25 protein-coding genes are annotated in these 24,265 nt (G+C 55.0%); 3 read left to right on the top strand and 22 right to left on the bottom strand.

Annotation, left to right across the window (positions count from 1 at the left end; genetic code table 11):
* Nucleotides 1–36: 36 nt before the first annotated feature.
* The 12 genes from lepB to VSQ30_RS08135 all read right to left on the bottom strand — a co-directional run bounded on the left by lepB (nucleotide 37) and on the right by VSQ30_RS08135 (nucleotide 11,441).
* The gene (lepB, locus tag VSQ30_RS08190) at nucleotides 37–615 is read right to left on the bottom strand and encodes a signal peptidase I (RefSeq protein ID WP_334463293.1); all 579 of its coding nucleotides are present in this window, start codon (nucleotides 613–615) and stop codon (nucleotides 37–39) included.
* Between the two features lie 124 nt (nucleotides 616–739).
* Nucleotides 740–1,084 carry a 50S ribosomal protein L19 gene (gene rplS / locus VSQ30_RS08185; protein WP_160641381.1) on the bottom strand — a complete coding sequence of 115 codons (345 nt, stop codon included), beginning with the start codon at nucleotides 1,082–1,084 and terminating at the stop codon, nucleotides 740–742.
* A gap of 173 nt (nucleotides 1,085–1,257) precedes the next feature.
* On the bottom strand, nucleotides 1,258–1,902 hold the full coding sequence (locus tag VSQ30_RS08180) for a TIGR03936 family radical SAM-associated protein (protein WP_334464830.1): 645 nt from the start codon (nucleotides 1,900–1,902) through the stop codon (nucleotides 1,258–1,260).
* Nucleotides 1,886–3,742 (bottom strand): TIGR03960 family B12-binding radical SAM protein, encoded by a 1,857-nt coding sequence (locus tag VSQ30_RS08175; RefSeq protein ID WP_334463289.1) that lies wholly within the window; start codon nucleotides 3,740–3,742, stop codon nucleotides 1,886–1,888. Before VSQ30_RS08175 ends, VSQ30_RS08180 begins: the two co-directional genes overlap by 17 nt.
* Nucleotides 3,743–3,745: 3 nt before the next feature.
* Nucleotides 3,746–4,816: a mannonate dehydratase gene (uxuA, locus tag VSQ30_RS08170; RefSeq protein ID WP_334463287.1), complete on the bottom strand. Its 1,071-nt coding sequence runs from the start codon at nucleotides 4,814–4,816 to the stop codon at nucleotides 3,746–3,748.
* A gap of 78 nt (nucleotides 4,817–4,894) precedes the next feature.
* Nucleotides 4,895–6,166 carry an EF-P 5-aminopentanol modification-associated protein YfmH gene (gene yfmH, locus VSQ30_RS08165; RefSeq protein WP_334463285.1) on the bottom strand — a complete coding sequence of 424 codons (1,272 nt, stop codon included), beginning with the start codon at nucleotides 6,164–6,166 and terminating at the stop codon, nucleotides 4,895–4,897.
* A 3-nt stretch (nucleotides 6,167–6,169) separates the two neighbouring features.
* Nucleotides 6,170–7,435, bottom strand: coding sequence for an EF-P 5-aminopentanol modification-associated protein YfmF (gene yfmF, locus VSQ30_RS08160; RefSeq protein WP_334463284.1), 1,266 nt, complete (start codon nucleotides 7,433–7,435; stop codon nucleotides 6,170–6,172).
* Between the two features lie 29 nt (nucleotides 7,436–7,464).
* Nucleotides 7,465–8,076, bottom strand: coding sequence for a uracil phosphoribosyltransferase (gene upp / locus VSQ30_RS08155; RefSeq protein WP_334464828.1), 612 nt, complete (start codon nucleotides 8,074–8,076; stop codon nucleotides 7,465–7,467).
* Nucleotides 8,077–8,159: 83 nt separating this feature from the next.
* On the bottom strand, nucleotides 8,160–8,606 hold the full coding sequence (rpiB, locus tag VSQ30_RS08150; RefSeq protein ID WP_334463282.1) for a ribose 5-phosphate isomerase B: 447 nt from the start codon (nucleotides 8,604–8,606) through the stop codon (nucleotides 8,160–8,162).
* A 1-nt stretch (nucleotide 8,607) separates the two neighbouring features.
* The gene (gene tsaB / locus VSQ30_RS08145) at nucleotides 8,608–9,315 is read right to left on the bottom strand and encodes a tRNA (adenosine(37)-N6)-threonylcarbamoyltransferase complex dimerization subunit type 1 TsaB (protein ID WP_334463281.1); all 708 of its coding nucleotides are present in this window, start codon (nucleotides 9,313–9,315) and stop codon (nucleotides 8,608–8,610) included.
* 3 nt (nucleotides 9,316–9,318) lie between these two features.
* The gene (gene tsaE, locus VSQ30_RS08140) at nucleotides 9,319–9,738 is read right to left on the bottom strand and encodes a tRNA (adenosine(37)-N6)-threonylcarbamoyltransferase complex ATPase subunit type 1 TsaE (protein ID WP_334463279.1); all 420 of its coding nucleotides are present in this window, start codon (nucleotides 9,736–9,738) and stop codon (nucleotides 9,319–9,321) included.
* Between the two features lie 23 nt (nucleotides 9,739–9,761).
* Nucleotides 9,762–11,441 carry a formate--tetrahydrofolate ligase gene (locus tag VSQ30_RS08135; protein ID WP_334463277.1) on the bottom strand — a complete coding sequence of 560 codons (1,680 nt, stop codon included), beginning with the start codon at nucleotides 11,439–11,441 and terminating at the stop codon, nucleotides 9,762–9,764.
* Nucleotides 11,442–11,685: 244 nt separating this feature from the next.
* Here VSQ30_RS08135 and VSQ30_RS08130 point away from each other — a divergent pair, with 244 nt between their 5' ends.
* On the top strand, nucleotides 11,686–12,879 hold the full coding sequence (locus VSQ30_RS08130; RefSeq protein ID WP_334463275.1) for an FtsW/RodA/SpoVE family cell cycle protein: 1,194 nt from the start codon (nucleotides 11,686–11,688) through the stop codon (nucleotides 12,877–12,879).
* Between the two features lie 53 nt (nucleotides 12,880–12,932).
* Here VSQ30_RS08130 and VSQ30_RS08125 read toward each other — a convergent pair whose 3' ends face one another.
* From VSQ30_RS08125 to VSQ30_RS08110, 4 genes are read right to left on the bottom strand one after another with little or no spacing between them, the layout of a single operon-like run.
* On the bottom strand, nucleotides 12,933–15,389 hold the full coding sequence (locus tag VSQ30_RS08125) for an ATP-dependent Clp protease ATP-binding subunit (RefSeq protein WP_334463272.1): 2,457 nt from the start codon (nucleotides 15,387–15,389) through the stop codon (nucleotides 12,933–12,935).
* A gap of 26 nt (nucleotides 15,390–15,415) precedes the next feature.
* The gene (locus VSQ30_RS08120; RefSeq protein WP_201751165.1) at nucleotides 15,416–16,453 is read right to left on the bottom strand and encodes a protein arginine kinase; all 1,038 of its coding nucleotides are present in this window, start codon (nucleotides 16,451–16,453) and stop codon (nucleotides 15,416–15,418) included.
* A gap of 2 nt (nucleotides 16,454–16,455) precedes the next feature.
* On the bottom strand, nucleotides 16,456–16,977 hold the full coding sequence (locus tag VSQ30_RS08115; RefSeq protein ID WP_334463268.1) for a UvrB/UvrC motif-containing protein: 522 nt from the start codon (nucleotides 16,975–16,977) through the stop codon (nucleotides 16,456–16,458).
* A gap of 33 nt (nucleotides 16,978–17,010) precedes the next feature.
* Entirely contained in the window at nucleotides 17,011–17,463 is a 453-nt protein-coding gene (locus tag VSQ30_RS08110) for a CtsR family transcriptional regulator (protein WP_160641394.1), read from the bottom strand.
* 236 nt (nucleotides 17,464–17,699) lie between these two features.
* Here VSQ30_RS08110 and VSQ30_RS08105 point away from each other — a divergent pair, with 236 nt between their 5' ends.
* Nucleotides 17,700–17,849, top strand: coding sequence for a hypothetical protein (locus VSQ30_RS08105; protein ID WP_334463265.1), 150 nt, complete (start codon nucleotides 17,700–17,702; stop codon nucleotides 17,847–17,849).
* A 130-nt stretch (nucleotides 17,850–17,979) separates the two neighbouring features.
* Here the strand turns inward: VSQ30_RS08105 and VSQ30_RS08100 are convergent, their stop codons facing one another.
* Entirely contained in the window at nucleotides 17,980–18,228 is a 249-nt protein-coding gene (locus VSQ30_RS08100) for a TIGR03905 family TSCPD domain-containing protein (RefSeq protein ID WP_160641395.1), read from the bottom strand.
* 160 nt (nucleotides 18,229–18,388) lie between these two features.
* Between VSQ30_RS08100 and VSQ30_RS08095 the strand changes: the two genes are divergently transcribed.
* Entirely contained in the window at nucleotides 18,389–19,492 is a 1,104-nt protein-coding gene (locus VSQ30_RS08095; RefSeq protein WP_334462467.1) for an ISAs1 family transposase, read from the top strand.
* A gap of 178 nt (nucleotides 19,493–19,670) precedes the next feature.
* Here VSQ30_RS08095 and VSQ30_RS08090 read toward each other — a convergent pair whose 3' ends face one another.
* The 5 genes from VSQ30_RS08090 to VSQ30_RS08070 form a co-directional block, all read right to left on the bottom strand.
* The gene (locus tag VSQ30_RS08090) at nucleotides 19,671–20,609 is read right to left on the bottom strand and encodes an ABC transporter permease family protein (RefSeq protein WP_160641396.1); all 939 of its coding nucleotides are present in this window, start codon (nucleotides 20,607–20,609) and stop codon (nucleotides 19,671–19,673) included.
* A complete protein-coding gene (locus VSQ30_RS08085) occupies nucleotides 20,500–21,522 on the bottom strand; it encodes an ABC transporter ATP-binding protein (RefSeq protein ID WP_334463262.1) in 1,023 nt (340 codons plus the stop codon). The genes VSQ30_RS08090 and VSQ30_RS08085 overlap by 110 nt, the downstream gene beginning before the upstream one ends.
* A gap of 13 nt (nucleotides 21,523–21,535) precedes the next feature.
* Nucleotides 21,536–22,123 (bottom strand): HD domain-containing protein, encoded by a 588-nt coding sequence (locus VSQ30_RS08080; RefSeq protein WP_334463259.1) that lies wholly within the window; start codon nucleotides 22,121–22,123, stop codon nucleotides 21,536–21,538.
* A gap of 37 nt (nucleotides 22,124–22,160) precedes the next feature.
* Nucleotides 22,161–23,057 (bottom strand): YitT family protein, encoded by an 897-nt coding sequence (locus VSQ30_RS08075; RefSeq protein ID WP_334463257.1) that lies wholly within the window; start codon nucleotides 23,055–23,057, stop codon nucleotides 22,161–22,163.
* A gap of 324 nt (nucleotides 23,058–23,381) precedes the next feature.
* A complete protein-coding gene (locus tag VSQ30_RS08070) occupies nucleotides 23,382–24,224 on the bottom strand; it encodes a sugar phosphate isomerase/epimerase family protein (RefSeq protein WP_334463256.1) in 843 nt (280 codons plus the stop codon).
* Nucleotides 24,225–24,265 lie beyond the last annotated feature (41 nt).

Genomic DNA, 24,265 nt, shown 5'->3' with positions numbered 1-24,265 from the left:
CCATCCTTTCCAGTGGTTGTTTATGATAATGCGCTTTCACTGCGCTGGGCCGAATCTGTGCAGGGGAAACACGTGGAAAACAGCTTTCCCAAGCACATCCCGCATATCCACCATGCCGATAATCTGATACCGGCTGTCCTCGGACACAGGCCGGTTGTCGCCCAGCACAAAAATGCAGCCTTTAGGTACGGTCTGGGGAAAATCTACCAGCTCAAAAGAGGTGTATGGATATTCTGTGATACCGTTTTCCAGCCCAAAGACTGTTTCGTCCAGGGCCTTCCCGTCTACCAGAACCGCCTTTGCCTCATAGTCAAAGTCCACAGTCTGTCCCTCTGTGGCTATTACCCGTTTGATAATAGGCTCCTCCAGCACGTTTACAATTACGACCACTTCCCCCTGCCTGGGAGGCGTAAAGGCGTTTACCACCAGTATCCTGTCCCCGTCCTCATAGTTTGGCACCATAGAGGTGCCAGAAACCGTAATGATTCGGAAACAGAAGGTGAAAATGACAGCGATTATGGTAAGAGCTATCACCAGTTCTTCCACCCAGTCCAGAAAAATGCTGGCAGTGATTTTTATTCTATTGGGCTGGCGTGCATTTTCCGGTGCGTCCATCCTGTTTGCCCCGCGGCACAAGATACGCTTTTCAGCGTTCAGTACCGCTCCTTTCCGCTGTTTTTGAACCAGTATAACAAAAAAGGGACATGATGTCCCTTTTTGCCTTGCTATCAGGTTTTTCTTACTTAAGCTGCTCTTTAACCTTGGCGGCCTTACCCACACGGTTGCGCAGGTAATAGAGCTTGGCACGGCGCACACGGCCCCGGCGCACGACTTTCACAGCCTTCACATTGGGGGAATGCAGGGGGAACACCCGCTCCACGCCAACGCCATAAGAAACGCGGCGTACTGTAAAGGTTTCACTGATGCCGCTGCCTTTGCGGGCAATAACGGTGCCTTCAAACTGCTGGATTCTCTCCCGCTCGCCTTCACGGATGTTTACGTCCACCCGCACGGTGTCGCCAATGTTGAACTGGGGTACTTCTTCCCGCAGGGAAGCCTGGGAAATGATTTTCAGTGCGTCCATTTGATATTCCTCCAAAAAATATATTCAGACATTCATGCCGGGAACCCGGCAGCGGACTGTCCGCTTCCGGCGCTTTCGCGCCAAGAACCCCACGGGCAAGCCTTTGAGGACGCCCGCAGAACTCAAATGCTTAAATATTTTACCATACCGCAAGTGGTTTTGCAAGGTGTTTTTTACGCTATTTCGGAAAAATCTTCCAGCAAAAGCCTTTTACGATAGATTTCCGCATAGGGCGCCAAGCCCAGGCAGCTCTTCAGGGCATCTAAAAGCAGGCTGGGGTTTATACTGCCGGAAACGCTGCAGGGCAGGCGCAGGGCGGCCTCCAGATATCCCGGTCCGGCGTTTAATGCCATGCCGGAAAAATAAGGGGCAATATCCAACTCTTTATCCTCTTTTTTTCCATGCTTCGTCACGATTACGGGGCCTTGGGCCAAAAGCCCTTCTATCTGGCTTTTTAACCCGGCGCTGTCCCCTGCCTCCAGGCGCAGTTCATAGTCGGCAAAGGCGATGGCATCCAGCTTGTTTTCCGGCTCTGTAACACCCCAGACGGAAATGGAGTCTGGCAGGCGGGGATTGACGCGGCCTGCCACGTCCGCTAAAGGAAAATCCTCTTCTGTCAGGCGGATGTCCACACACTCCCTCTCCCCGCTTACACCCAGGGACAGAGGCATGGCATACGCCATATAGATCCGGGGGTTAAAGCCCTGGGTATACCATATAGGCAGGCCGGAAAGCTTCAGGGCGCGCCCCATGCAGTGGGTTAAATCCAGATGGGAGATATATTTTGCCGCTCCCCCTTTTTTAAACCACATTCTCACGTTTTTCAACGCACAGCCCTCCTTTGTAGCACAAAGCGCCGCAGTTTGCACACTTTTCCCGGCAGTTGGGGGTGGTAAGCCCCTGATAGGCTCGTTCATACTCTGCCTGCAGGAACGCTTTTGTCACGCCATAGTCCAGATGATCCCAGGGGAATACCTCGTCAAGGCCCCGGGTGCGGGTGGCATAAAAATCCGGATCCACCCCGCAGGCGGAAAAAGCCTCCATCCATTTGTCAAAGTGAAAGCAGTCGTCCCAGCCGTCAAAATGCAGGCCCAGTGCGATGGCCTTTTCCAACACAGCGCAAAGCTTCCTGTCTCCTCTGGCAAAGACAGCCTCCAAAAAACTGGTTTTCGCCCCATGGTAATTGACGCTTACCCGCTTCGAGCGCATATGGCCTGTCAATTCCCGCTGCTTTTTTTGCAGGGTTTCCATGGTGTCCTGGCCAAACCATTGGAAAGGTGTGAAAGGCTTGGGCACAAAGGCAGCAGCGCTTAGAGCCACCTCTACAGGCTTTCCCAGGGGCTTTTCCTTGTTCTGGTAAAAGGCGTCCACCACCTTCTTGCCCAGCTCCAGAATGGCCAGCACGTCCTCCATGGTTTCTGTGGGCAAGCCTATCATAAAATACAGCTTGATGCGTGTCCAGCCCTCGGTGAAAGCCACGTTTACGGTGTGCAGCAGCTCTTCCTCCGTTACGTTCTTGTTGATTACATTGCGCATGCGCTGGGATCCGGCCTCCGGCGCGAAGGTCAGACCGCTTTTGCGCACAGAGTTGATGCGCTCCATCAGTTCCGGCGAAAAGCCATCCACCCGCAGGGAGGGCAGGGAAAGGCTTACCTTATCCTTCTCCGTCCACTGATGCAGGCGGTCAATCAGTTCGTTAAGGCGGCTGTAGTCGCTGGTGCTCAGGGAGGAAAGGGAGATTTCGTCATATCCGGTGGAGGCGCACAGGGCGCGGCACTGGGTATCTATTACCTCGATGCTTTTTTCCCGGAAGGGCCGGTATAAAAAACCTGCCTGGCAGAACCGGCAGCCCCGGATACACCCCCGAAGCACCTCCTCGGATATCCGGCTGTGCACCACCTCTATCATGGGCACAGGGAAAGAATCTGGATAATAGGCGCTGTCCATATCCAGCACCACCCGCTTTTTTATGGTGGCGGGCGCGTTTTCTTGCGGGATATACCGCTTTACGGTGCCGTCCGGGTTATACTCCACATCATAAAGGGACGGTACATATACCCCCTCGATCCGGGAAGCCAGCCGCAGGAACTCTTTCTTATCTTTTCCCTCTTTTTTGCACTGCCTGTAAAGCTCCATCACCTCCATGTCCACTTCTTCCCCGTCCCCTAAAAAGAACAGGTCAAAGAAGTCTGCCAGAGGCTCTGGGTTGCAGGCGCAAGGCCCGCCGCCCACCACGATGTTGAAAAGCTCCGGGCGGTCGGCTGCCCGCAGGGGAACGCCGGAAAGCTCCAGCATCCGGAGAACGTTTGTATAGCTTAACTCATACTGGAGGGTAAAGCCAATAAAATCAAATTCCTTTACTGGATCCCCGCTTTCCAGGGCATACAGGAGGATGCGGTGTTCCTCCATCTGCTTTTCCATATCTGTCCAGGGGGCGAATACCCGTTCGCACCAGAAGTAGGGCACCTGGTTGAAAGCACCGTACAAGATTTTGATACCCAAATGGGACATGCCTATTTCGTATACATCCGGGAAGCAGAAGGCAAAACGCACCTCCACCTCCCTTTTATCCTTCACAACGGAATTTACCTCGCCGCCCACATAGCGGCCCGGCTTCTGCACCTTGAGCAGGAATTTTTCTATCTCTTTTGGATACATAGGTCAGATTTTCCCCGCTTCCCGCTCCAGCATGTCCCAGCAGCCCCACAGGTACATAATGCCCATGGCCCGGTCATAAAGGCCATAGCCGGGGCGGCACTTTTCGCCCCAGATGTGCCTGCCATGGTCAGGCCGCATATAGCCTTCATAGCCGCAGTCATGATAAGCCCGCATAATCTCCAGGATGCCCGTATCCCCGTCGCAGTCCCGGTGGGAGGCTTCTGTAAAGTCCCCGTTCGGGAAATGCTTCACGTTGCGCACATGGGCAAAGGCTATTCTGCCGCAGTAGGCGCGGATAATATCCGCCACATTGTTCTGGGGGTTCGCCCCTAAAGAGCCGGAACACAGGCACAGGCAGTTATAGGGGTCATCCACCATGGAAAGGAACTGTCCGATGGACTCCTTATCCACCAAGAGCCTGGGCAGGCCAAAGATATCCCAGGGTGGATCGTCCTGGTGGATGGCCATTTTAATGCCTGTCTCGTGGCAGGTGGGCATAACCGCCTCTAAGAAGTAGCGCAGGTTTTCCCACAGCTTTTCCTTTGTCACAGGGCGGTAGGCTTCAAAAAGCTCGTCCAGCTTTGCCATGCGCTCCGGCTCCCAGCCAGGGAAAGTCATGCCATGGAGGTTTTCCAGGATATACTGTGCCATTTCTTTATAGTCCTGCTGGATTTTTTCCTTCTCATAGTAAAGGGCTGTGGAGCCGTCCTCCATGGGATGGAACAGATCGGTGCGAGTCCAGTCGAAAATGGGCATAAAATTATAGGTGACCACCTTCACCCCGAATTTTGCCAGGTTTCGCAGAGTCTGCTTGTAGTTTTCTATGTATTTGTCCCGGCTGGGCAGGCCGATTTTGATGTCGTCATGGACGTTTACGCTTTCCACCACGTCCATGTTAAAGCCGTGGCCCTCAATCTGGCGGCGGGCCTCCTCTATCTCTTCCACCTCCCAGACTTCCCCGGGGGCCTTGTCGTGCAAGGCCCACACAAGGCCTGTTACGCCGGGGATCTGCTTAATCTGTTCCTGGGTAATGCTGTCGTTGCCTTCGCCATACCAGCGGAAAGTCATCTGCATAAAAAATTCCTCCTTTATTAAGGCGCACAGCGTTGCGCGGGCTGTGCGCCTTCCATTTCCATTTATATCAGGCGTGCCTTATAAGGGCCGGATTACAGACAGCACGCTGCGGTCTTCCCGCAGGAGGGACAGCTTTTCCGACACGTCCTCCAGGGTTATCTGTGCCAGCGCGTCAATATAGGCAAACAGCTCCCTTCCCTTTAAGGAAAGGCTGAGCACGCCGTTTGCAATGCTGGAGGCGCTGTTTAAAGCTGCCACGTTTTCCCCGTACAGGGCGCGCTTGGCCCGCTGGAAAGCATCCTCTGGGATGCCGTCCTGTAAAAGCCTGGCAATTTCCCGGTTGATGGCCTGGGCCACAGCCTCTGGCTCCCGGGATTCCCCGCCGAACATGACGGTGGCGTATCCGGCTCCCTCGAAATACTCATAGCTGAAGCTGGACTCATTTACAAGGCCCTTGTCCAAAAGCTGCCTGAACAGCGGGGATGATTCAGAAGCCAGGATTTCCAGCAGGATTTCCATTTCCGCAAGATCTTTTTCCGTCCGCGCCCTGCCGCCATCCTCCTTAAAGCCGAACTGGAACAGGGGCAGCGCCACTGCCAGGCGCTCCTCTGCCAAGGGCTTTACAATATCCGCTGGCTCTGCCGGGAAAACCCGCTCCACAGAGACAGGCGCACAGGGCTTGAGCATTTTATCGCACAGGGCCAGCACTTTTTCCGGGTCAAACTTTCCAACCAGCACCAGCGCCATGTTGTGCAGGTTATAGAAGGTGTTGTAGCAGCGGTACAGGTATTCCGGGGTGATTTTCCCAATGCTTTCCACTGTCCCGGCAATATCCAGGCGGATGGGATGGGCATGGTACATGGCACGCAGATAATTAAACATCACCCGCCACTGGGGATCGTCGTCATACATCTTAATTTCCTGGCCGATAATCCCCTGCTCCTTTGCCACCGTCTCCTTGGTAAAATAGGGCGACTGCACAAAGTCCAGCAGGATTTCCAGGGACTCATAAAGCCGCTCTGTGCAGGAGAACAGGTAGCAGGTGGACTCAAAGGAAGTGTAGGCGTTGGCGCTGGCCCCGGTTTTGGCGAACCGGGCGAAAGCGTCCCCGTCCTCGCTCTCAAAAAGCTTGTGCTCCAGATAGTGGGCAATGCCCTCGGGCACGGTTTCCGGGGCCTTTTCATCGCTGCGGCAAAAGCAGTTGTCAATAGATCCATATTTGGCGCCGAAAATGGCATAGGTGGTGTTGCCGCTCTCTTTGGGATAGAGGTAAATGGTAAGGCCTGTGGGATGGCTTGCTTTGAAATAGTGGTCGCCCACCCGAGCGCTTGTCACTTTTTGCAGATCCATTGGTCAATCCCCTCCGTTTCCCTTTAGCCGGTATACTGTGTCAAGCCGCAGCCTGTTCGCGGCCTCTATTACGTCCTGCACCTTGTAGCCCATTAACTGCTCTGCCGCCATGTCCGGGCTTTGCTCCGGCTGATCGAAGGTTCGGGAAAGATACCAGTTTTCCACAGCCCCCAGGGAATCCCTCACAGAATGGAGGGCATTGCACAGAGCAAGCTTTGCAAAGGTCAAATCCTCCTCGGTTACTTCCCCGCGCTGCAAGGCCTGAAGCTGCTCCAGCACAGCCTCCTCTGTTTTTTCCAGATTTGCCGTTTCCACGCCGCTTTCCACATACAGCGCGTTGCCGACGCTGGAAAAGCTGGAGGAGCAGTAATAGCACAGGCCCATTTTTTCCCGCACGTTCTGGAAAAGCCTGGAACTGGGCGTGCCGCCCAGCACAGCGCTCATTAGCTGGAAGAGCATCCGCTCCCGGGGCTTTGCGTCCAGCCGGAAGCCCATGGAAAGCTTGGACTGGGACAGGGGCTGTTCCTCTGTTACCCGGCGCACCTCCCCAGGTTCCCGATAAGGCACCTGTCCAAGAGGGCGGGAAAGGCCCATGGCGCCAAACTTCTCCCGGAACAGCGCAGGATTAGGGGCGCAGTCTCCCAGGGTGAAAATTTCAAACCTTGCTGTGCGGAGCAGTTCCTCCCAGGCCGCCAGAAGCCCTTCCCGCTTCAGTGCCTCAATATCCGCCCGGCTGCCGCAGCGGTTGATACCCGCCTGCTGACCCTGGAACAGGATTTCTTCGCAGCGCTGGTGGGCATAGGTCATTTTATCATTATACTCCGCGTCCTTCATCTCTAAAAGCTGGCGCTTTTCCTGGGTGAACCCGTCTAAAGGGAAAAAGCCCTGGGCATCCTGCAAAGGGGAAAAAATTACGCTGAAAAGGAGGCTGGAAAGCTCCTCCAACATGTTCTCGCCCCCAAAGGCATAGCGGTCCGCAATGCCGCTTGCAGAAAGCCCGATAGACTGGAAGTTCCCGAACTTCCGCACGCTGGAGCTTAAAGAAGCGCCATAAAGCTCTGAAAGGCGGCAGTTTAAGGCTGTGTAATCGGGATACTGCCGGGTGGCCCGGCTGACAAGGGAAGGCAGCAGCGCATAGGCTGCCGCCGTCTTTTCCGTTAGGGGTACCAGCATATTAACAGACACCCGCATGGTTTTAAAGCGGGAATCGGACAGGGATTTCAGGGAAGCGCCCTCCCCGATGGGATTAAATTGCAATGCATTTGTCATGGTGTCGTAACCTTTCAGGATGAATACTTTTAAATCGTGCCAAAAATCCTATCGCCCGCATCCCCCAGTCCGGGCAGGATATAGCCGTTTTCGTTGAGTTTTTCGTCAACAGCGGCACAGTAAATCTGCACATCCGGATGGGCTTTGTGCAGGGCCTCAATCCCCTCAGGGGCCGCGATGATGCACAGGAATTTCACGCTTTTAGGCTGGCTGCGCTTGACAATGGTGATGGCGTCCATGGCGGATCCGCCGGTGGCCAGCATGGGATCCAGCACGATAACATCCCGTTCCATAATATCCTGGGGCAGCTTGTTGTAATACTCCACAGGCTTTAGGGTGTCATGATCCCGGTACAGGCCGATATGCCCCACTTTAGCGGAGGGCACCAGCCGCAGCATGCCATCCACCATGCCCAGCCCAGCCCGCAGGATGGGCACGAAGGCCAGCTTCCGGCCTGCGATGACCTGGGTGGTGGTTTTCTGCATGGGGGTTTCCGTCTCCACATCCATTAAAGGCAGATCCCGGGTGGCCTCATAGCACATCAGGTTGGCGATCTCGCTGACAAGCTCCCGGAACTCCTTGGTGCCTGTGTCCTTGCTGCGCAGAAAAGTGAGCTTGTGCTGGATTAAGGGATGATCCATAACAAATACGTTTTCATGGCTTTTCACTGGTAAAACTCCTCCCAACTTTTAAGTATAGCCGCAACGCATAAAGCTGATTGCCTTTACAGTGTTCCTTCTTCAATCTGGGCAATCTGGGCAATGCGCCGGGCATGCCGGCCGCCGTCAAATCCTGTGTCCAGGAAGATATCCACGAGCTGTAAAGCGGTTTCCTTGTCGATTACTTGCCCGCCCATGCACAAAATGTTGGCGTTATTGTGCCGGCGGGTCATTTCGGCACAGTGGGCGTTTGTACACACTGCCGCCCGGATGCCCTTCACCTTGTTGGCGGCCATGGAAATGCCAATGCCTGTGGAACAGATTAGCACGCCAAAATCTGCCTTTCCCTCCGCCACGCTGCGGGCTGCTTTGGCGGCAATGGGCGCATAATCTACAGATTCGGTGCTGTATGCGCCAAAGTCCTCGCACTGTATGCCCTTTCCCTCCAGATGCTGCCGCACAGCTTCTTTCATCTCAAAACCGCCGTGGTCACAGCCAAGTGCTATTTTCAAGTCAATTCCCCTCTTTTTCTTTTTTTCGTTTTAACTCCCGCTCTGCCTGGGGCAGGCGCAGGTACACAGGCAGCAGCTCCGCCCCGGAAACTGCCAGCCCCTGCTCTGCCTGCTTGAAACCTAAAAAGGCTACGCTGGAGGCTTGCTGGTACCGCTGGCTTTCCGGAGCCAGGCGCGCCCCCCACGCGGAAAAGGTTTTGTGGCACAGGGCTGCGCCGTCGCCAAAGAGCACCAGCGCCGGCCCGTATGCCTCGCATTCTGCCGAAAGCGCGGAGATAGCGATAGCCCTGTCCTCTGTCAGCCGGATGAGCGCGCCCTTTTCCACCCGGAACAGGGCATTGTACACCTGCCCACACCGGGCGTCCATGACGGCACAGAGGACACAGCCCTCGCAGGCAAGGCCTCCATAAGCAATGGCCTCCAGGGTGGAAACGCCGCAGCAGGGCGTGTTGTTTGGAAAGGCCAATCCCTTTACACAGGAGACACCGATGCGCACCCCCGTAAAAGAACCTGGCCCGGCGGAAACTGCCAGCAGAGAAAAATCCTGCCAAGACTTCCCCAAGGCCTGGAGCAGGCTTTCCGCCATAGGCAGCAGGGTCTGGCTGTGGGTCATGGAAACGTTGCAGTAATACTGCCCCAAAAGCTTTTCCCCTTCCACCACAGCCGCCGAAGCCGCTGTGGCTGAGGATTCAATTCCTAAAACCAGCATACCCTACAGTTCCCCCTTCCAGCCCTCTATGGTAATGCGCCGCTGGGCCTGCGTTTCCCCAGGCGACATATGAATATAGACGGTTTCTTCAGGCAAAGCGCCGTCTATGTTTTCGCTCCACTCAATTACCAGCACCCGGCCTGTGCCCAGATAATCAAAAAAGCCAGTGGAATACAGATCGTCCCAGGTTTCAATGCGGTACATGTCAAAGTGTTCCACCGTAAGCCTGCCTGTATACTCATTGATAAGAGCAAAGGTGGGGCTTTGAGCTACGTCCCCTGCTCCCAGTCCTATGACAAGGCCCCGGGTGAAGGCTGTTTTGCCCATACCCATGCCTCCGGTAAAGGCCAGCACTTCCCCGCCCTGCAACTGCTTTGCAAGGCGGGAGGCCAGCGCCTGGGTTTCCTCCGGCGAATTCGTCAAAAATGTTTGCGCCATGCTTTTGTTTAGAACAACCCGTGAATGACAGACATCTCATCCACGTCGATTTTCTCTGCCGCAGGCACTTTGGGCAAGCCGGGCATAGTCATAATATCTCCGGCGTAAGCCACCACAAAGCCTGCGCCTGCAGAAAGCTTCAAGTCCCGAATGGTGATGGAGAATCCCTCGGGCCGCCCCAGCAGGCTGGGATCGTCAGACAGGGAATACTGGGTCTTGGCAATGCACACAGGCATGGCGTCCCCGCCCAGGGCCTTGATGTCCTTTAAAGATTTCTGGGCCTGTTTGGTGAAAATGACGCTGTCCGCGCCGTAAATTTTCTTGGCTATTGAGTCAATTTTTTCCTCAATAGGAGCCTTGTCCGGGTAGATGGGGGCAAAATTCGTCTGGCAGCCCTCGCACTTTTCAATAACATCGCACACAGCCTGGGCCAGCTCTTTGCCGCCTTCGCCGCCCTTGGCGAACACCTCGGAAAGGGCATAGTCTACCTCCAGCTCCTTGCAGCAGTTGTCTATAACCTGCAGCTCTGCGTCTGTATCTGTGCCAAAGCGGTTGATAGCCACCACTACCGGCACGCCAAACTTGTGCATGTTTTCCACATGGGCTTTCAGGTTCACAATTCCCTTTTCCAGCGCAGCCACATTTTCCGCTGCCAAATCGACCTTTGCCACGCCGCCGTTATACTTTAAGGCCCGCACAGTGGCCACCACCACAATGCAGGAAGGCTTCAGCCCTGCCATGCGGCACTTGATATCCAGGAATTTCTCCGCGCCCAGGTCAGAGCCAAACCCTGCTTCTGTAATGCAATAGTCTGCCAGCTTCAGGGCAAGGCGGGTGGCCCGCACAGAGTTGCACCCATGGGCAATATTGGCGAAAGGCCCGCCATGCATGATGGCAGGGGTGCCCTCTACGGTCTGCACCAGGTTGGGATTGACGGCGTCTTTCAAAAGGGCCGCCATAGCGCCCTGGGCCTTGATATCCCGGGCATAGACAGGCTTGTTGTCATAGGTATAGGCGATGAGGATATTGCCCAGGCGCTTTTTCAGGTCTGGCATATCAGCGGCAAGGCACAGAATTGCCATAACCTCGCTTGCCACTGTGATGATAAAGCCGTCCTCCCGGGGCACGCCGTTGATTTTGCCGCCCAAGCCCACGTTTACGTTGCGCAGGGCCCGGTCGTTCATGTCCAGGCAGCGCTTGATAAGGATGCGCCGGGGATCAATGCCCAGAGGGTTCCCCTGCTGCAGGTGGTTGTCCAGCATGGCGCAGCACAGGTTATTGGCGGAAGTGATGGCGTGCATGTCGCCAGTGAAGTGGAGGTTGATATTCTCCATGGGCAGCACCTGGGCATAGCCGCCTCCCGCCGCGCCGCCCTTGATGCCGAACACAGGGCCAAGGGAAGGCTCCCGCAGGGCGATGATGGCGTTTTTGCCAATTTTTGCCATGGCCTGCCCCAAGCCTGCGGTGGTGGTGGTTTTGCCTTCGCCAGCCGGAGTGGGGTTGATGGCCGTCACCAGCACCAGCTTGCCATCCGGCTTCTGGGACAGGCGCTGGAAAGCAGCGTCGTTGAGCTTTGCGGTATACCTGCCGTACAGCTCCAGCTCTTCCTCCAGAATGCCCAGCTCTTTCGCCACCTGGGTGATGGGTTTCATGGTGGTACTCTGTGCGATTTCAATATCGGTTAGCATAAGGTACCTCACGCCTTTCCGGCCGCTATGGCCAAAAGATTTTCTTTCCTTTATGCATTATAAATTATCTTGGCGGAATAGTAAAGCCTGAAACAAAAAAACTTGCCGAAAACCGGGAAGCGTGGTATAATTGCTTTACATAAATCGGGAATTCGGGCTGTAGGAGCGTCATAATCAAAATGAAGAAAGGGAAAGGGGCGGGCGCCGCCTTTGGGTTTAACTGCATATTATGGAAAACCGTTTTTTGAAAGGGCTGTGGGGATATTTAAAGCGGGCCGACATCATCCTCTGGATGCTTTTAGCCGCCATCTCTATATACAGCCTCCTGCTGCTGCGCAGTGTAGACACCGCTACCGGGACAGGCTATTTCCGCACGCAGCTTATGGCCACAGCCATCGGCCTTGCCGGCGCTGTGGTGGTCAGCATGATGGACTATGCTGAAATTGCCAACTATTGGGTTCTGATATCCGGGGCGTGCATTATCATGATGATTTATACGGCCCTTTTCGGGGATCAGGTGCTGGGTTCCGGCGGAGTGGACGCCAGGGCCTGGATCCGCATAGCCGGACGCACCTTCCAGACCTCGGAGCTGGTGAAGATAGCCTTTATGGTTACCTTTGCAAAGCATCTGGATATCCTGAAAAATCAGGGCAGGCTGGAAGAGCCTATACAGGTTATCCTGCTGGCCTGCCATGCTTTCATCGCTGTGGGGCTGTGCATGTTCCAGGGGGACACTGGGGCCGGGGTGGTGTTTTTCTTCATGTTCCTTTCCATGAGCCTGGGCGCCGGGGTGCAGCTTCGGTATTTTGCCATTTTGTTTGTGATGATTCTCATTGCCTTCCCCATCCTCTGGGAGTATGTCATGCCGGAATATCAAAAAAGCCGCTTTACCGCTGTATTCAACCTGGAGGATCCCACTGTCCAGATGGAGGGCGGTTACCAGCAGTATCAGGGGCGCATCTCCATTGGAAGCGGGAAGCTGCGGGGCCAGGGGCTGTTCCAGGGCACCCGGGTGGCAAGCAATGCGGTAACCTTCCAGCAAAGCGACTACATTTTTTCTGTGGCAGGGGAAGAACTGGGGTTTATAGGCTGTTCCCTGATTTTACTGCTTCTGTTCCTGCTTATGGTGAAGGTGCTCCATGTTGCCAGCATGGCCCGCGACGATTTGGGTCGGTTTATGTGCTTTGGCTTTTTTGGCATTATCGCCCTGCAGTCTGTTGTAAATATCGGCATGTGCCTGGCCCTGCTGCCTGTTATGGGCGTGACGCTACCCTTCTTCAGCGCAGGCGGATCCTCCGCGGCCTGCCTGTACCTGGGGTTCGGGCTGGTGCAGAGCGTACACATGCGCCGGAAGGAAAGCGGCGGCCTGCGGCTGCGGCAAAAACAGCCTCTGCGCTTTGTGGGAAAAGCAAAGGGAAAGAGCAAGAGGCTTTCTTAGGGCCTTGCTTTTAAGAATAAAAGTCCCCCGGCTCCGCCGGGGGACTTTTATTCTTATGCCTGTGCTGTTTCCTCTATGCTGAACTCTCCGTCTGCAAGCCGGCAGGCATAGCGTTTCCCGGCAGCCACCCTGCCTTCCAGCATCTGTTCGGATACTGTGTCCTCAATTTTGCTCTGTATCACCCTGCGCAGGGGCCGGGCGCCATAAAGGGGATCGTATCCTTTTTCTGCCAGCGCCTCTACCGCTTCCGGCGCAAACTCCATTTCAATGCCCATCTCTGCCAGCTTCCCTTTCAGGGTTTCCAGCATCTTCCCGGCAATCCTGGCCGTGTCCTCCCGGGTCAGCTTGTGGAACACGATGATGTCGTCTACACGGTTTAAGAACTCTGGCTTGAAAAGGTTTTTCAGTTCTCCCATCACCAGCTCTTTTATCTTCTCGAAATCCTTGCTTTCCCCGCCGCTTCCGGCAAACCCCAGGGTGTTCTGCTTTTCAGTGATAAGCCTGGCCCCTACGTTGGAGGTCATAATGATAACCGTGTTTTTGAAGTCCACGGTTTTGCCCTGGGAGTCTGTCACCCGGCCGTCCTCCAGGATTTGCAGGAGGATGTTGAACACATCGGGATGGGCCTTTTCAATCTCGTCAAAGAGCACCACAGAGTAAGGCTTGCGGCGCACCGCCTCTGTAAGCTGCCCGCCCTCGTCAAAGCCTACATAGCCGGGAGGGGATCCCACCAGCCGGGAAACTGTATGCTTTTCCATATACTCCGACATATCAAAGCGTACCATAGCCTTTTCGTCCCCGAACATGGCTTCTGCCAGGGCTTTGCACAGCTCGGTCTTGCCCACGCCTGTGGGGCCTAAAAAGATGAAGGAACCAATGGGCCGGTTCTTGTCCTTCAGGCCCACCCGGCCCCGGCGGATGGCTTTTGCAATGGCTGTTACGGCTTCTTCCTGGCCGATGACCCGCTGGTGCAGGGTTTCTTCCAGCCGCAGCAGCCGCTGGCTCTCCTCCTCGGTGAGCTGGGACACGGGCACCCCTGTCCACATGGAGACAATGTCCGCAATATCCTCCGGGGTTACCACGCTGTTGCTGCGCTCGTTTTTTGCGGCCCACTCGTCCTTGGCCTTGTCAAGCTGCTCCTGCAGCTCCTTCTGCTTATCCCGCAGGGAGGCCGCCCGCTCGAAATCCTGAGAATTGATGGCTGCTGCTTTGTCTATCTCCGCGTCTTTAATCTGCTTTTCCAAATCCTGCAGGCTCTCCGGGGCTGTGAAGGTGCGCAGGCGCACCCGGGAGGCCGCCTCGTCCACCAGGTCGATGGCTTTGTCCGGCAGGTAGCGGTCGGCAATATACCGGGCGGAAAGCTGCACCGCCGCGTCAATGGAGGCGTCTGTAATCTGCACCTTGTGGTGGGCCTCATACCTGTCTTTCAGGCCCCGGAGGATTTCCACTGCCTCTTCTTCCGTAGGCTCCCCTACCGTCACCGGCTGGAACCGGCGCTCTAAAGCAGCGTCCTTTTCAATGTGCTTGCGGTATTCGTTGATAGTGGTGGCGCCGATTACCTGGAAATCCCCTCGGGCCAGGGCGGGCTTTAAGATGTTCGCCGCGTCTGCCGAGCCTTCGGCAGAGCCTGCGCCGATGATGGTGTGCAGTTCGTCGATAAACAGGATAACGCTGCCGTCTGCCTTCACCTCGTCGATGGCGGCCTTAATGCGCTCCTCAAAGTCTCCCCTGTATTTGGCCCCGGCTACCATGCCTGTTAAATCCAGGGAAACCAGCCGCTTGTTTTTCAGGGTTTCCGGCACGTCTCCCGCGTGGATTTTCAGGGCCAGGCCCTCTGCCACAGCGGTTTTGCCAACGCCAGGCTCGCCAATAAGGACAGGATTATTCTTTGTGCGGCGGGAAAGGATCTGCACTACCCGCTCAATTTCCGTCTGCCGCCCGATTACCGGGTCAATCTTCCCTTCTGCCGCCAGCTTTGTCAAATCCCTGCCAAACTGCTCCAGGGCCTTCCCGGCGGGTTTGCCTTCACGTCCCGCCTTGGAGCCGCTTTCCTGCCCGGAAAAGGCTGTGTTGCTCAGCAATGCGGAAAGCTCCCCCACTATCCTGTCCGGATCTGCCCCCAGAATCTTTAAAAACCGGATGGCATAGCAGCTTTCGTCCTGCATAATGGCAATGAGCAGGTGCTCTGTACCTACATAGGCGTTGTGCAGCCTTGCGCCTGCCATGGCGGCAACCTGTAGAATCTGCTTCGTCCGGGGGGTGAAAGCGTCTGGGGAAAGGGATGTGGCAGGGCCGGAACCGATGCGCTCCCGGATGAGCTTTTCAAAAGCCTCCGCTTCCACCCCCAGCTTGCTTAATACGGTATAGGCCACGCCGCTGCCTTCCTTCAGCAGGCCCAGCATCAGATGTTCGCTGCCAATATAGTCGTGGCCCAGCTCCTGGGCGGATTCCACCGCCAGGTTCAGCGCCTTGTTGGCCTTTTCTGTAAATCCATTAAAACGGTACTCCATATATGCCAGCTCCTTTCAAAACACGTTTATTCCATCACATCTCGAAGCTTCCCGCACACCTGCCGGGCAAGGCAGGCACGTTTGGCGTCCCGCTGGTTTTCAGAAAGCTTCTGCCCGTTTTGGGCCATCAGCGTGGCAGGCTGGGCGTGTACAGACAGGGCGTTCAGTTCTTCCGGCGTGACCCCCTGCAAAAGCCCTGCTGCAAGGCCCAGCCGCACATAGGACAGCAGCTCCATAAACTCCCCGGTGGAAATTACCCGGGCGCTGCCCAGCACACCAGCCGCCCTTGTTATTTTGTCCTGCAAAAGCAGGTTTTTGCACATCTGGTTCCGCAGCCTGCGCTCTTCCTCTATCAACTGCCCTGCAATGGCGCTTAAATTCTCAATGGCCTCGTTTTCGCTTAGCCCCAGGGTAATTTGGTTGGAAAGCTGGTACAGCGCCCCTGTAACCTTTGTCCCCTCGCCGTAAGTGCCCCGCAGGGTCAGGCCCAGCTTGGAAAGGTTTGCGCAGATGCGCGCTATAGATCCGCTTTCCTGCAGGGCTGGCAGGTGCAGCATAACGGAGGCCCGCATACCGGTGCCAAGATTTGTGGGACACTGGGTGAGGAAGCCGAATTCCTGGTCAAAGGCAAAGGAAAGGCTTTCCCCCAGCAGGGTGTCCAGCCGATCCGCTGTTTCAGCGGCCTCTTTCAGGGACAGGCCCTCCCGCAGCACCTGTATACGCAGGTGGTCTTCCTCGTTTATCATAATGGAAATGCTTTCATCCTCTGCAATCAGCACGCCCTTCCCCTGCCGGCCGGCAATAAACCCGGGGCTGACAATGTGCCGCTCCACCAGGGACACTGCTGTTTCTTCGTCCATCTCCTCCAGGGGCAGGAACTGGAATTCCTTAGAAAGAATGCTGTTGCCGGAAAGGAGAGCGTCCCGCACACGCTTTTTAATGTCTTCCCGCTGTTCCAGGGAGGCCCTGTCCGGGAAAGGATATTGTTTCAGGTTCCGCGCCAGGCGCACCCGGGTGCTGCACACCACGTCTCCGCTGGCTCCGGCTTTTTCATACCACTTCATGATTACTTCTCCCCTTTCTGCTGCTTCTCCAAATCCCGTATCTCATCCCGCAGTACAGCGGCCTGTTCAAAGTCCTGGGCTTCTATGGCCTTTTGCAGCAGCCGCTTCTTTTCATCTGCCAGGGTGGTTTCCACAGCCACCAGCTTCTGGTTGGGATCCGCCACCCGCAGGGCCGAGCCGCCGGGCACCTTGCCTTTGTGCCGCGTTGTGCCGTGTACCCGCTGGATAATGGGCGCCAGTTCTTTGCGGAAGGCATTGTAGCATGCGGCACAGCCCATTTTCCCGCTGCGGGATATTTCTTCAAAGCTTGCCCCGCAGGAAGGGCAGCGGGGCACCTGGCGCTGGGGAGCGGCCCCGCCCATCAGCCCGCTTACCAGGCTGTTAAATCCCCAGTCTTCAAAAAGATGGGTATACCCCTGTTCCCTGGCGCATTCCGGGCAGAGGTAAAGCTCTGTCATCTTGCCATTGACAGTTGTTTTGATATGAGTGGTTGCGTTGTTCTTTCCACAGCTTTGGCAGATCATGCAAATTCCTCCTGTTCCTTCTCTGTTATATGGTTACGTCCTGGTTGCCAGCAACATGTTTTTATAGATTGCGGCCCGCACCGCCTCCCGCAGCTCCCGTGGCACAGCGGCCAGGGACTTTTCTGAAACAGCCGCCTGGATAAGGTCTGCCGCCTGGGGGGCAAGCACAGAATTCTGCACCATGTTGGCGGTCATGGCCCGGGCTGTGGCGGCGTCCAGGGAATCCCCCACAGCGTTTACAATATGCATAATCATGTCCGCTGTGGAAAGCCGGAGCCTTGTGATGCGGATATACCCGCCGCCGCCCCGCCTGCTTTCCACCAGATATCCCTGCTCCGGCGTGAAGCGCGAGGTGAGCACATAGTTTATTTGGCTGGGCACGCACCCCAGGAAGCTTGCCAGCTCGTTGCGCTGGATCTCGGCAATGCCGTCGGCTTCATTTAGGAGCTGCAAAATATAGTTTGCAACGCTGTCGCTGATACGCATTCCTTCTCATCTCCGTTTTTGTCTTTGACTTTCTTTGACTTTAAGTATACCAAGTTTTCCGGGAAAGTCAAGAAGGATTTTTAAAAAAATCCGGCTTTCAGATTCACCTATACGGATTTATGGGAACATAGCTTCTGATTCCTGATAAAATCTCCTATATTCTCTTTTTTTCATAGCTGTAACACTTTTCTTCCCCTGCCATAAGATAGAGTGTAAATGAAAGGAGGCGTTCTTCAATGTGTAACGGAGGTTGCTCTTGGATCATCATCATCGTTCTCATCCTTCTGTGCTGCGGTGGCTGCGGGAATTTCGGCGGCTACAACAACGGCTGCAACTGCGGCAATGACTGCGGCTGCAACGGCTGCGGCGGCAACTGCGGCTGCTAACGCCACACAGTCCTGAAAGGACGCGGCGGCAGGTTTTCACATGAAAGCCTGCACGCAAAAAGGGTGCTGTCCCCCAGCGGGGCCAGCACCCTTTCCTTATAACATACATCTTTTTTGAAAAAGCCGGAGCTTATGCCTGCAAAGCCTGGGCCAAGGCTGCGGCAAGCTGATCCGGGCATGACGTGGACTTGACGCCGCAACGGATCCCTTTGCAGCGGTCAATATAATCCTGTACCTTCATGCCTTGGGCCAGAGCCGCCACACCCTGGGTGTTGCCGCTGCAGCCTCCGGTAAACTTGACAGACTGGATAATGCCGTCCTCCACAACCACGTCGATGTGGCGGGAACAGACGCCTTTCGGCGTAAAATGAATTTCCATAGGAACCATCCTTTCCAAAGCTAAAAAGTGAAGGGCAGGAATAAGAAAAAGCTGCCCAGCACAAAATTTACCAAATCTTTTTCCATTTGTCAAGAGGAGCGTGTCCTGGGGGCAGGGCGACAGCATTTAACTTTTTGTCGGAACATGGTAAAATAGAGGAATGGAAATAGAAAGATTAAAAACAGCACTGGAAAAGGTAGAGGACCCGAGAAGAACGGACCGAGGCCATGTACTGCACAAATTGGAGGACATTTTAATAATCGGATTGTGTACTCTGGTATGCAACGGCAGTGATTTTTCGGATATGGAGGATTTCGGAAGGGAACGGGAGGAATGGCTAAGGAACTTCCTGGAACTGCCAAATGGGATACCAGACAGTGACACATTCCGGCGAATTTTCGAGCGATTGAACCCTAAAATGCTGGCCGAAAGTCTGTATGACTGGCTGGCCAACAACCGAAAAGAAGGCAGTGTAATTGCAGTAGATGGTAAAACGATTTGTGGAAGCGGAAACCATAATCACAAGGCATATCATGTAGTAAGTGCTTTCGTGGCGGAAAATCAGGTCACTTTGGGAGAGATCGTTACCGAAGAAAAGTCCAATGAAATCACTGCTGTACCGGAACTTCTGGAGCTGTTGGAGATAAAAAACAATATCGTGACAGCGGATGCCATGAGTTGCCAGAAGGAGATCGTAAGAACAATTACCAGTAAAAAAGCTGACTATGTGATTGCCCTGAAAAGGAACCAGCCTGGACTACTGGAGAATGTTGTTCTGTATTTTGACAGCTTTCGGGAAGAAATCCCTCTGTTCAGCACAGATGAAAAAGACCATGGCCGAATAGAAAAACGGGAATACCGTTTATTAACAGACCTGTCCTGGCTGCCGGAACAGAAAGACTGGAGTGGCCTAAAGTCAGTGGGAGAGGTTCGCACAACTGTTACAAGGAATAGGGAAACTTCTACTGATACTCGGTATTTCATCTCCTCGCTAACCGAACTGCCACGTTTTGCCCATGCGGTACGATGCCATTGGTCTATTGAAAACCAGCTGCATTGGTGTCTGGATGTTATTTTTGACGAGGATAGCTCCAGAGCAAGGAAAGATATGTCACCGCTCAACCTGAATGTCCTTCGCAAGGTTGCTCTGTCTCTCTGTAAAAATTGTCAGAACCCTAATCTCCGTAAATCAAGCCTACAGAAACGCCGCTTCCGCGCTTCCCTTAATCCTGATACCTTCCTCTCCATTTTGTTGGGAACTTAAATGCTGTCGCCCTGGTCCTGGGGGAGTGTCCAAGCCATGCGTTTTATATCCGCGGCACAAGCCCCATGCCCCAAAACATTCCCTTTGAGAATGTTTTGATCCGAAAACCAATCTCCTGCATTTGTGAAATTTCCCTTTAACAAACTTTGTGCTTTCGCCACGCCTATATCCTGCCGGGCTATGATTCGTACACGCTGTCCCCGGCTTCCTGGACAAAAAGTTTTTCAGGCTGGAAATTTTGGGCCGAAATATTGTACAGGATAACGGAAACTGCCCCCAGCGCTGCTGCCAGCACCAGCAGGACCGCCCAATGGAGCCGGAACACCCCGGTAAACTGCACCAGATATACCACCACTATCGGCAGAATCAGGTAGCCCAGGGTCTGCATGGCTTCCCCTGTGCTGTGTACCCGGGTAATAATCAGGCTGATAAATACCACGGAAAACAGGGACATAACAGGCGTTAAGGGGAACAGCGTGATAAGCCAGTCAATGCGCAGGAAAAAAGGCGCGCCTGTTAGGACATCCGCCACTGTAACTGTCAGGAAAAATGCCGCAAAAGCCATCAAAGACAGGAAAACTGACAGCATTACGCAGCAGCCGATTTTCGCGCTGAAAATGGAACGGGCGTTCATGCTGGAAAGCATGAGGGTTTCCAGCGTCCCCTCCTCTTTCTCCCCTATAAAGGCGCAGGCGGCAGAAACCGCGCCGGTGAGCAGGGGCACGCAGAGGAACAGCATGGGGCACAGCAGGGTGGTGAAGGCTTCCATCCACGCCTGCCGGTATGCCAGCTTCCCCTCATATTCCGGCAGCAAAGCCCATATGCCCTCCGGCACCCGGGCGCCAGGGGCGATGGGCACAAGGGAAATGGCGGTAAAGTATACAATGGGGACAATTACCGCCAGAAAAAGCGGCACCAGCACCAGCAGGGCGCGGATGCCTTTGCGGCTCCACAGGCTGCTTAAATCCTTTTTCACCAGGATGATTTCAGAAGAGGAAAAAACAGCCCTATTCTTCCCCTCTGGGTTCTCCCGGCTGTTCCGTCCCGGATTCTGCTCCGTCCGCTGGGGTTTCTTCTCCGGCAGCCTTGTCCTCTTGCCGCTGGGTTCCCTGCTCATAGGCCATCTCCCTTCTCCTGCCTCCCGCCAGGCAGGCGCGATATATTTCATCCAGCGTGGGCCGGATAAGCTTTGCCTCATACAGGCTTTTCCCCTGCCCCACCGCCTGGGCGATAATGGCGGGCATTTCGTTTTCGGAATCTATCTCCTTTTGCCACAGCCCGTCCTCCAGATGAAAGCCAGGAAGGGTTCCCTCCCCTTCCCCCAGGCGCAGGGCGGCCCGGAAACGAACCCCCGCCCCCTGCCGCAGGCTTTCCAGACTTCCCCTGGCAATGAGCACGCCGGCCTGCATGAGGGAAAAGCTGTCGCAAACCCTTTGGGCATACTGCATGTTCCGGGTGCCCAGCAGCAGGGCAATCCCCTCCTCCCGCACCAGATAGGCCAGCAGATCCTGGACTATTTCCGCGGTTTCTGCGTCCAAGCCCCGGGCCGCTTCGTCCATCAGCAGCACCCGGGGGGAGTGCATCAAGGCTCTGGCAAGGCTGGCCCGGCGGGCCACGCCTGTGGGCAGCGCTCCAGCTTTTTCATCCCGGTATTCCCAAATGCCCAGCCTGTGGAGCAAAAAGGAAGAACGCTCCAGGCTGTCATTCCCGTCCATATTATGGATGCCCGCGAAAAACCGCAGGTTCTCCCCTAAGGTCATGCCGCTGTACAAAGGGGCCTTGTCCAACACCACCCCCAGGCGGGCATGAAGCTTCGCCGTTTCAAAGGCCGGGGACATCCCCAAAACAGCGCACTCCCCTGCTGTAGGCCTGCACAGCCCGGACAGCAGCCGTATCAGGGTGGTTTTCCCGGAGTTCTCCCAGCCAGCGCAGGCCATGGCGCTGCCCTGCTGCACCTGCAGGTTCAGCCCCTGGAGCACTGTGCGCCCGGCATATTGCTTTGTCAGCCCAAAGGCTGTGATGGCATCCATATGCGCCCCCCTTTCAGCGTCTGGCCTCTGAGGTGCCATGCTCCCGGAGGTAAGTGGCCTCCAAGTCTGCCAGATGCAGCTTTACAGCCAGCGGGTAGCGGTCAAACGCAACGCTTAACGCGAAGCTGCCGCCCCGCACTGAGTCGTCAAACCCGCCCATGTGCCAGCGCACTGCCATGGCCTCGGCAGGCTTTAAGCGCACAAAGCGCTCAATAAGGAATACAGACTTTTCCCCATGGCCATAAGGAAAGGCATCCTCTACCGAATAGAAGGGCTTCTTCTCCCACTGGCCTGTCTCCTCATTTTTTACATTCCTTGTGGAAATTTTATAAAACTGGGCCTTGCATACGTCATGGAGCAGGCCGCACAGGGCAAAGCTTTCCTCGCTGTCCCCTTCCTCGAAATATTTTTCCCGCATGACCTGGTATACATTCACGCTGTGCTGCACCAGGCCGCACTCACAGGCGCAGTGGTACTTGGTGCTGGCAGGGGCGGTGAAAAAATCTGTGCCGGAAAGCCAGTTCAAAAGCTTATCCCCGCCGTCCCTTGCCACATGCCGCTGAAAGATTTCGATAAATTCCTCTTTATACTGATTTTCCATTCTCAACTTTACCGCCGTTTCCCTTATTCTCTAAACATTATACTGTCCGGAAGCCCTTGCCGATGATCTCGCTGGTGTTGGTGATGAACATAAAGCACTTGGGGTCAATGGTTTTGCACCTCTGCCGCAGGCGCACCGCCTCTCCCCGGCGGCAGGCTATGAGCACCACCTTGCAGCCCGCGTGGGTATAGGCGCCCATGGCGTCAATGACAGTGGAGCTTCTGTTCATGTCCTGTATGATATAGTCGCAGATCTCCCGGGGCTTTGAGGTGACAATGGCAAAAAACTTGCACAGGTTAATGCTTTCAATGACAGAATCTACCACAAAAGCCTTCAAAAACAGGCCCAGCAGGGAGAAAAGGCCTGTCTGCATCCCAAAAATAAAACAGGCGGACAAGGCTATCAGGCCATCGCTGACAAACAGGGCCTTGCCGATATCTGTGATGCTGGCATACTTTTTCAGTATCATGGCGACAATATCTGTGCCCCCGCTGGAGGCGTTGCTATTAAAGAGCAGCGCCGAACCTACTGCCGGCAGCATGATGGCAAAGCACAGCTCCAGAAGGGGCTGGTCGGTGAAGGGCCTGTCCATGGGGAAGATTTTTTCAAAAAGCCATGTCTCAAAGGAGAACATAATGCTGCAATAGGCTGTCCAGAAGCCAAAGTCCCTGCCAAGGAAGATAAAGCCCACCACCAGCAGGGCAATGTTGATGACAGACATCATGGTGGCAGGCGATATGGCCGGGTTCGGGATGAGCCGCCCCAGAATAATGGCAATGCCGCTTACGCCGCCTGTGGTGAAGTTATTGGGGAACTTGAAAAAATATACCCCCAGCGAGAGCAGGAACACCCCTGCGTTGATAATCAGGAATTTTTTCATGCCTTCCCTGCCGATTTTTGCCAGCAGGGGCTGTTTGGGTGATTCGCCCTCCATCTTAAATCACCATACGAACCAGGATTCGCCGCAAAAAGCCATGAAAAAGCGGCCTTTTGTACCCGGTATCGTTCCTTTCTTTGTATTTTTCACACCGCCCGTTCAAAAAGGGCAGTTTTCCTCTTGCAATATGGATTTTACCACCCTTTGCCTGAATTTACAACCCGTTTCCCATAAAAAAACAGCCGCCCCCTGGAAATAAAGGCGCGGCTGCATTTGGTGCTTCTAGCTTTCTTCCCTGTTCCTGGAACGCTCGGAATCAAAGCCCTTGGGACACCGCTTTTGCAGCTTGTCCAGGTTGCTTTGCAGAACAGCCTCCAGGCCTTACCGGATGAGGTTCTGCAAAAAGCGCACTGCCACGCCGATGTCCCCTTCCGGGTCATCCCCCACTTCCCGCTCAATGGTGAGGAAGCCTTTGAAGCCAATGTCGTTTAAGGCTTTCAAGTAGTTGGGGAAATCCACGTCGCCTTCGCCCAAGGGCAGCTCAATATAAGAGGGGTCACTCAGCATTTCAGACTCTACCATGCCGTAAAGCACTTCCGGATCCCGCACAGCCAGCCTGCGGCCGTCCTTGGCATGGGTGTGGACAATGTAATCCTGCAAGGTATATACAGCCTGTACCGGATCGTCCCCGGTGACCATGACAAAGTTTGCGGGATCCAGGTTCACCGCCACGCCGGTGGAGTGCAGGCCGTCCAGAAAGCCTTTGAGGGTGGCGGCCTTCTCCGGGCCTGTTTCAATGGCAAAATGGGCCTGCATCCCGTCCGCGTAAGCTGCAAGCTTTCCGCAGGCATCCTGCATGATTCCATAGCGGGGATGGGCCGGGTCTTCCGGCACCACGCCGATATGGGTGGTCACCACGTCTGTTTCCAAATCCTTTGCCAAGTCCAGAATGCGCTTGGACTGCTCAATCAGCCCGGGGTTCAGTTCCGGGTTTACAAAGCCCTTGCCCAGGTCGCCGCACAGGGCGGAAACCGTAAGGCCATGATCCTTTACAGCCTTGAGGAATTCTTTGCGCTTTTCTCCATAGAGCTTTTCCGGGGACATTTCCCCCCGGGTAGCATACACCTGGATGCCCTTGGCCCCCAGGGCCGCGGCCTTGTCCAGGGCAGTGAGCATGTCTGTGCGGAAGGAATCCAGCATGACGCCGATAGAAAAGGGATACATAATCTTGCTCCTTGTTTTTATTTTTGTAATGGTGGAAGGGC

The sequence above is a fragment of the Acutalibacter sp. JLR.KK004 genome, from assembly GCF_036941085.1.
GTDB lineage: Bacteria > Bacillota > Clostridia > Oscillospirales > Acutalibacteraceae > Acutalibacter.
Note: the sequence above shows the minus strand (reverse complement) of the source record. Positions and strands in the feature narration are given on the sequence as shown.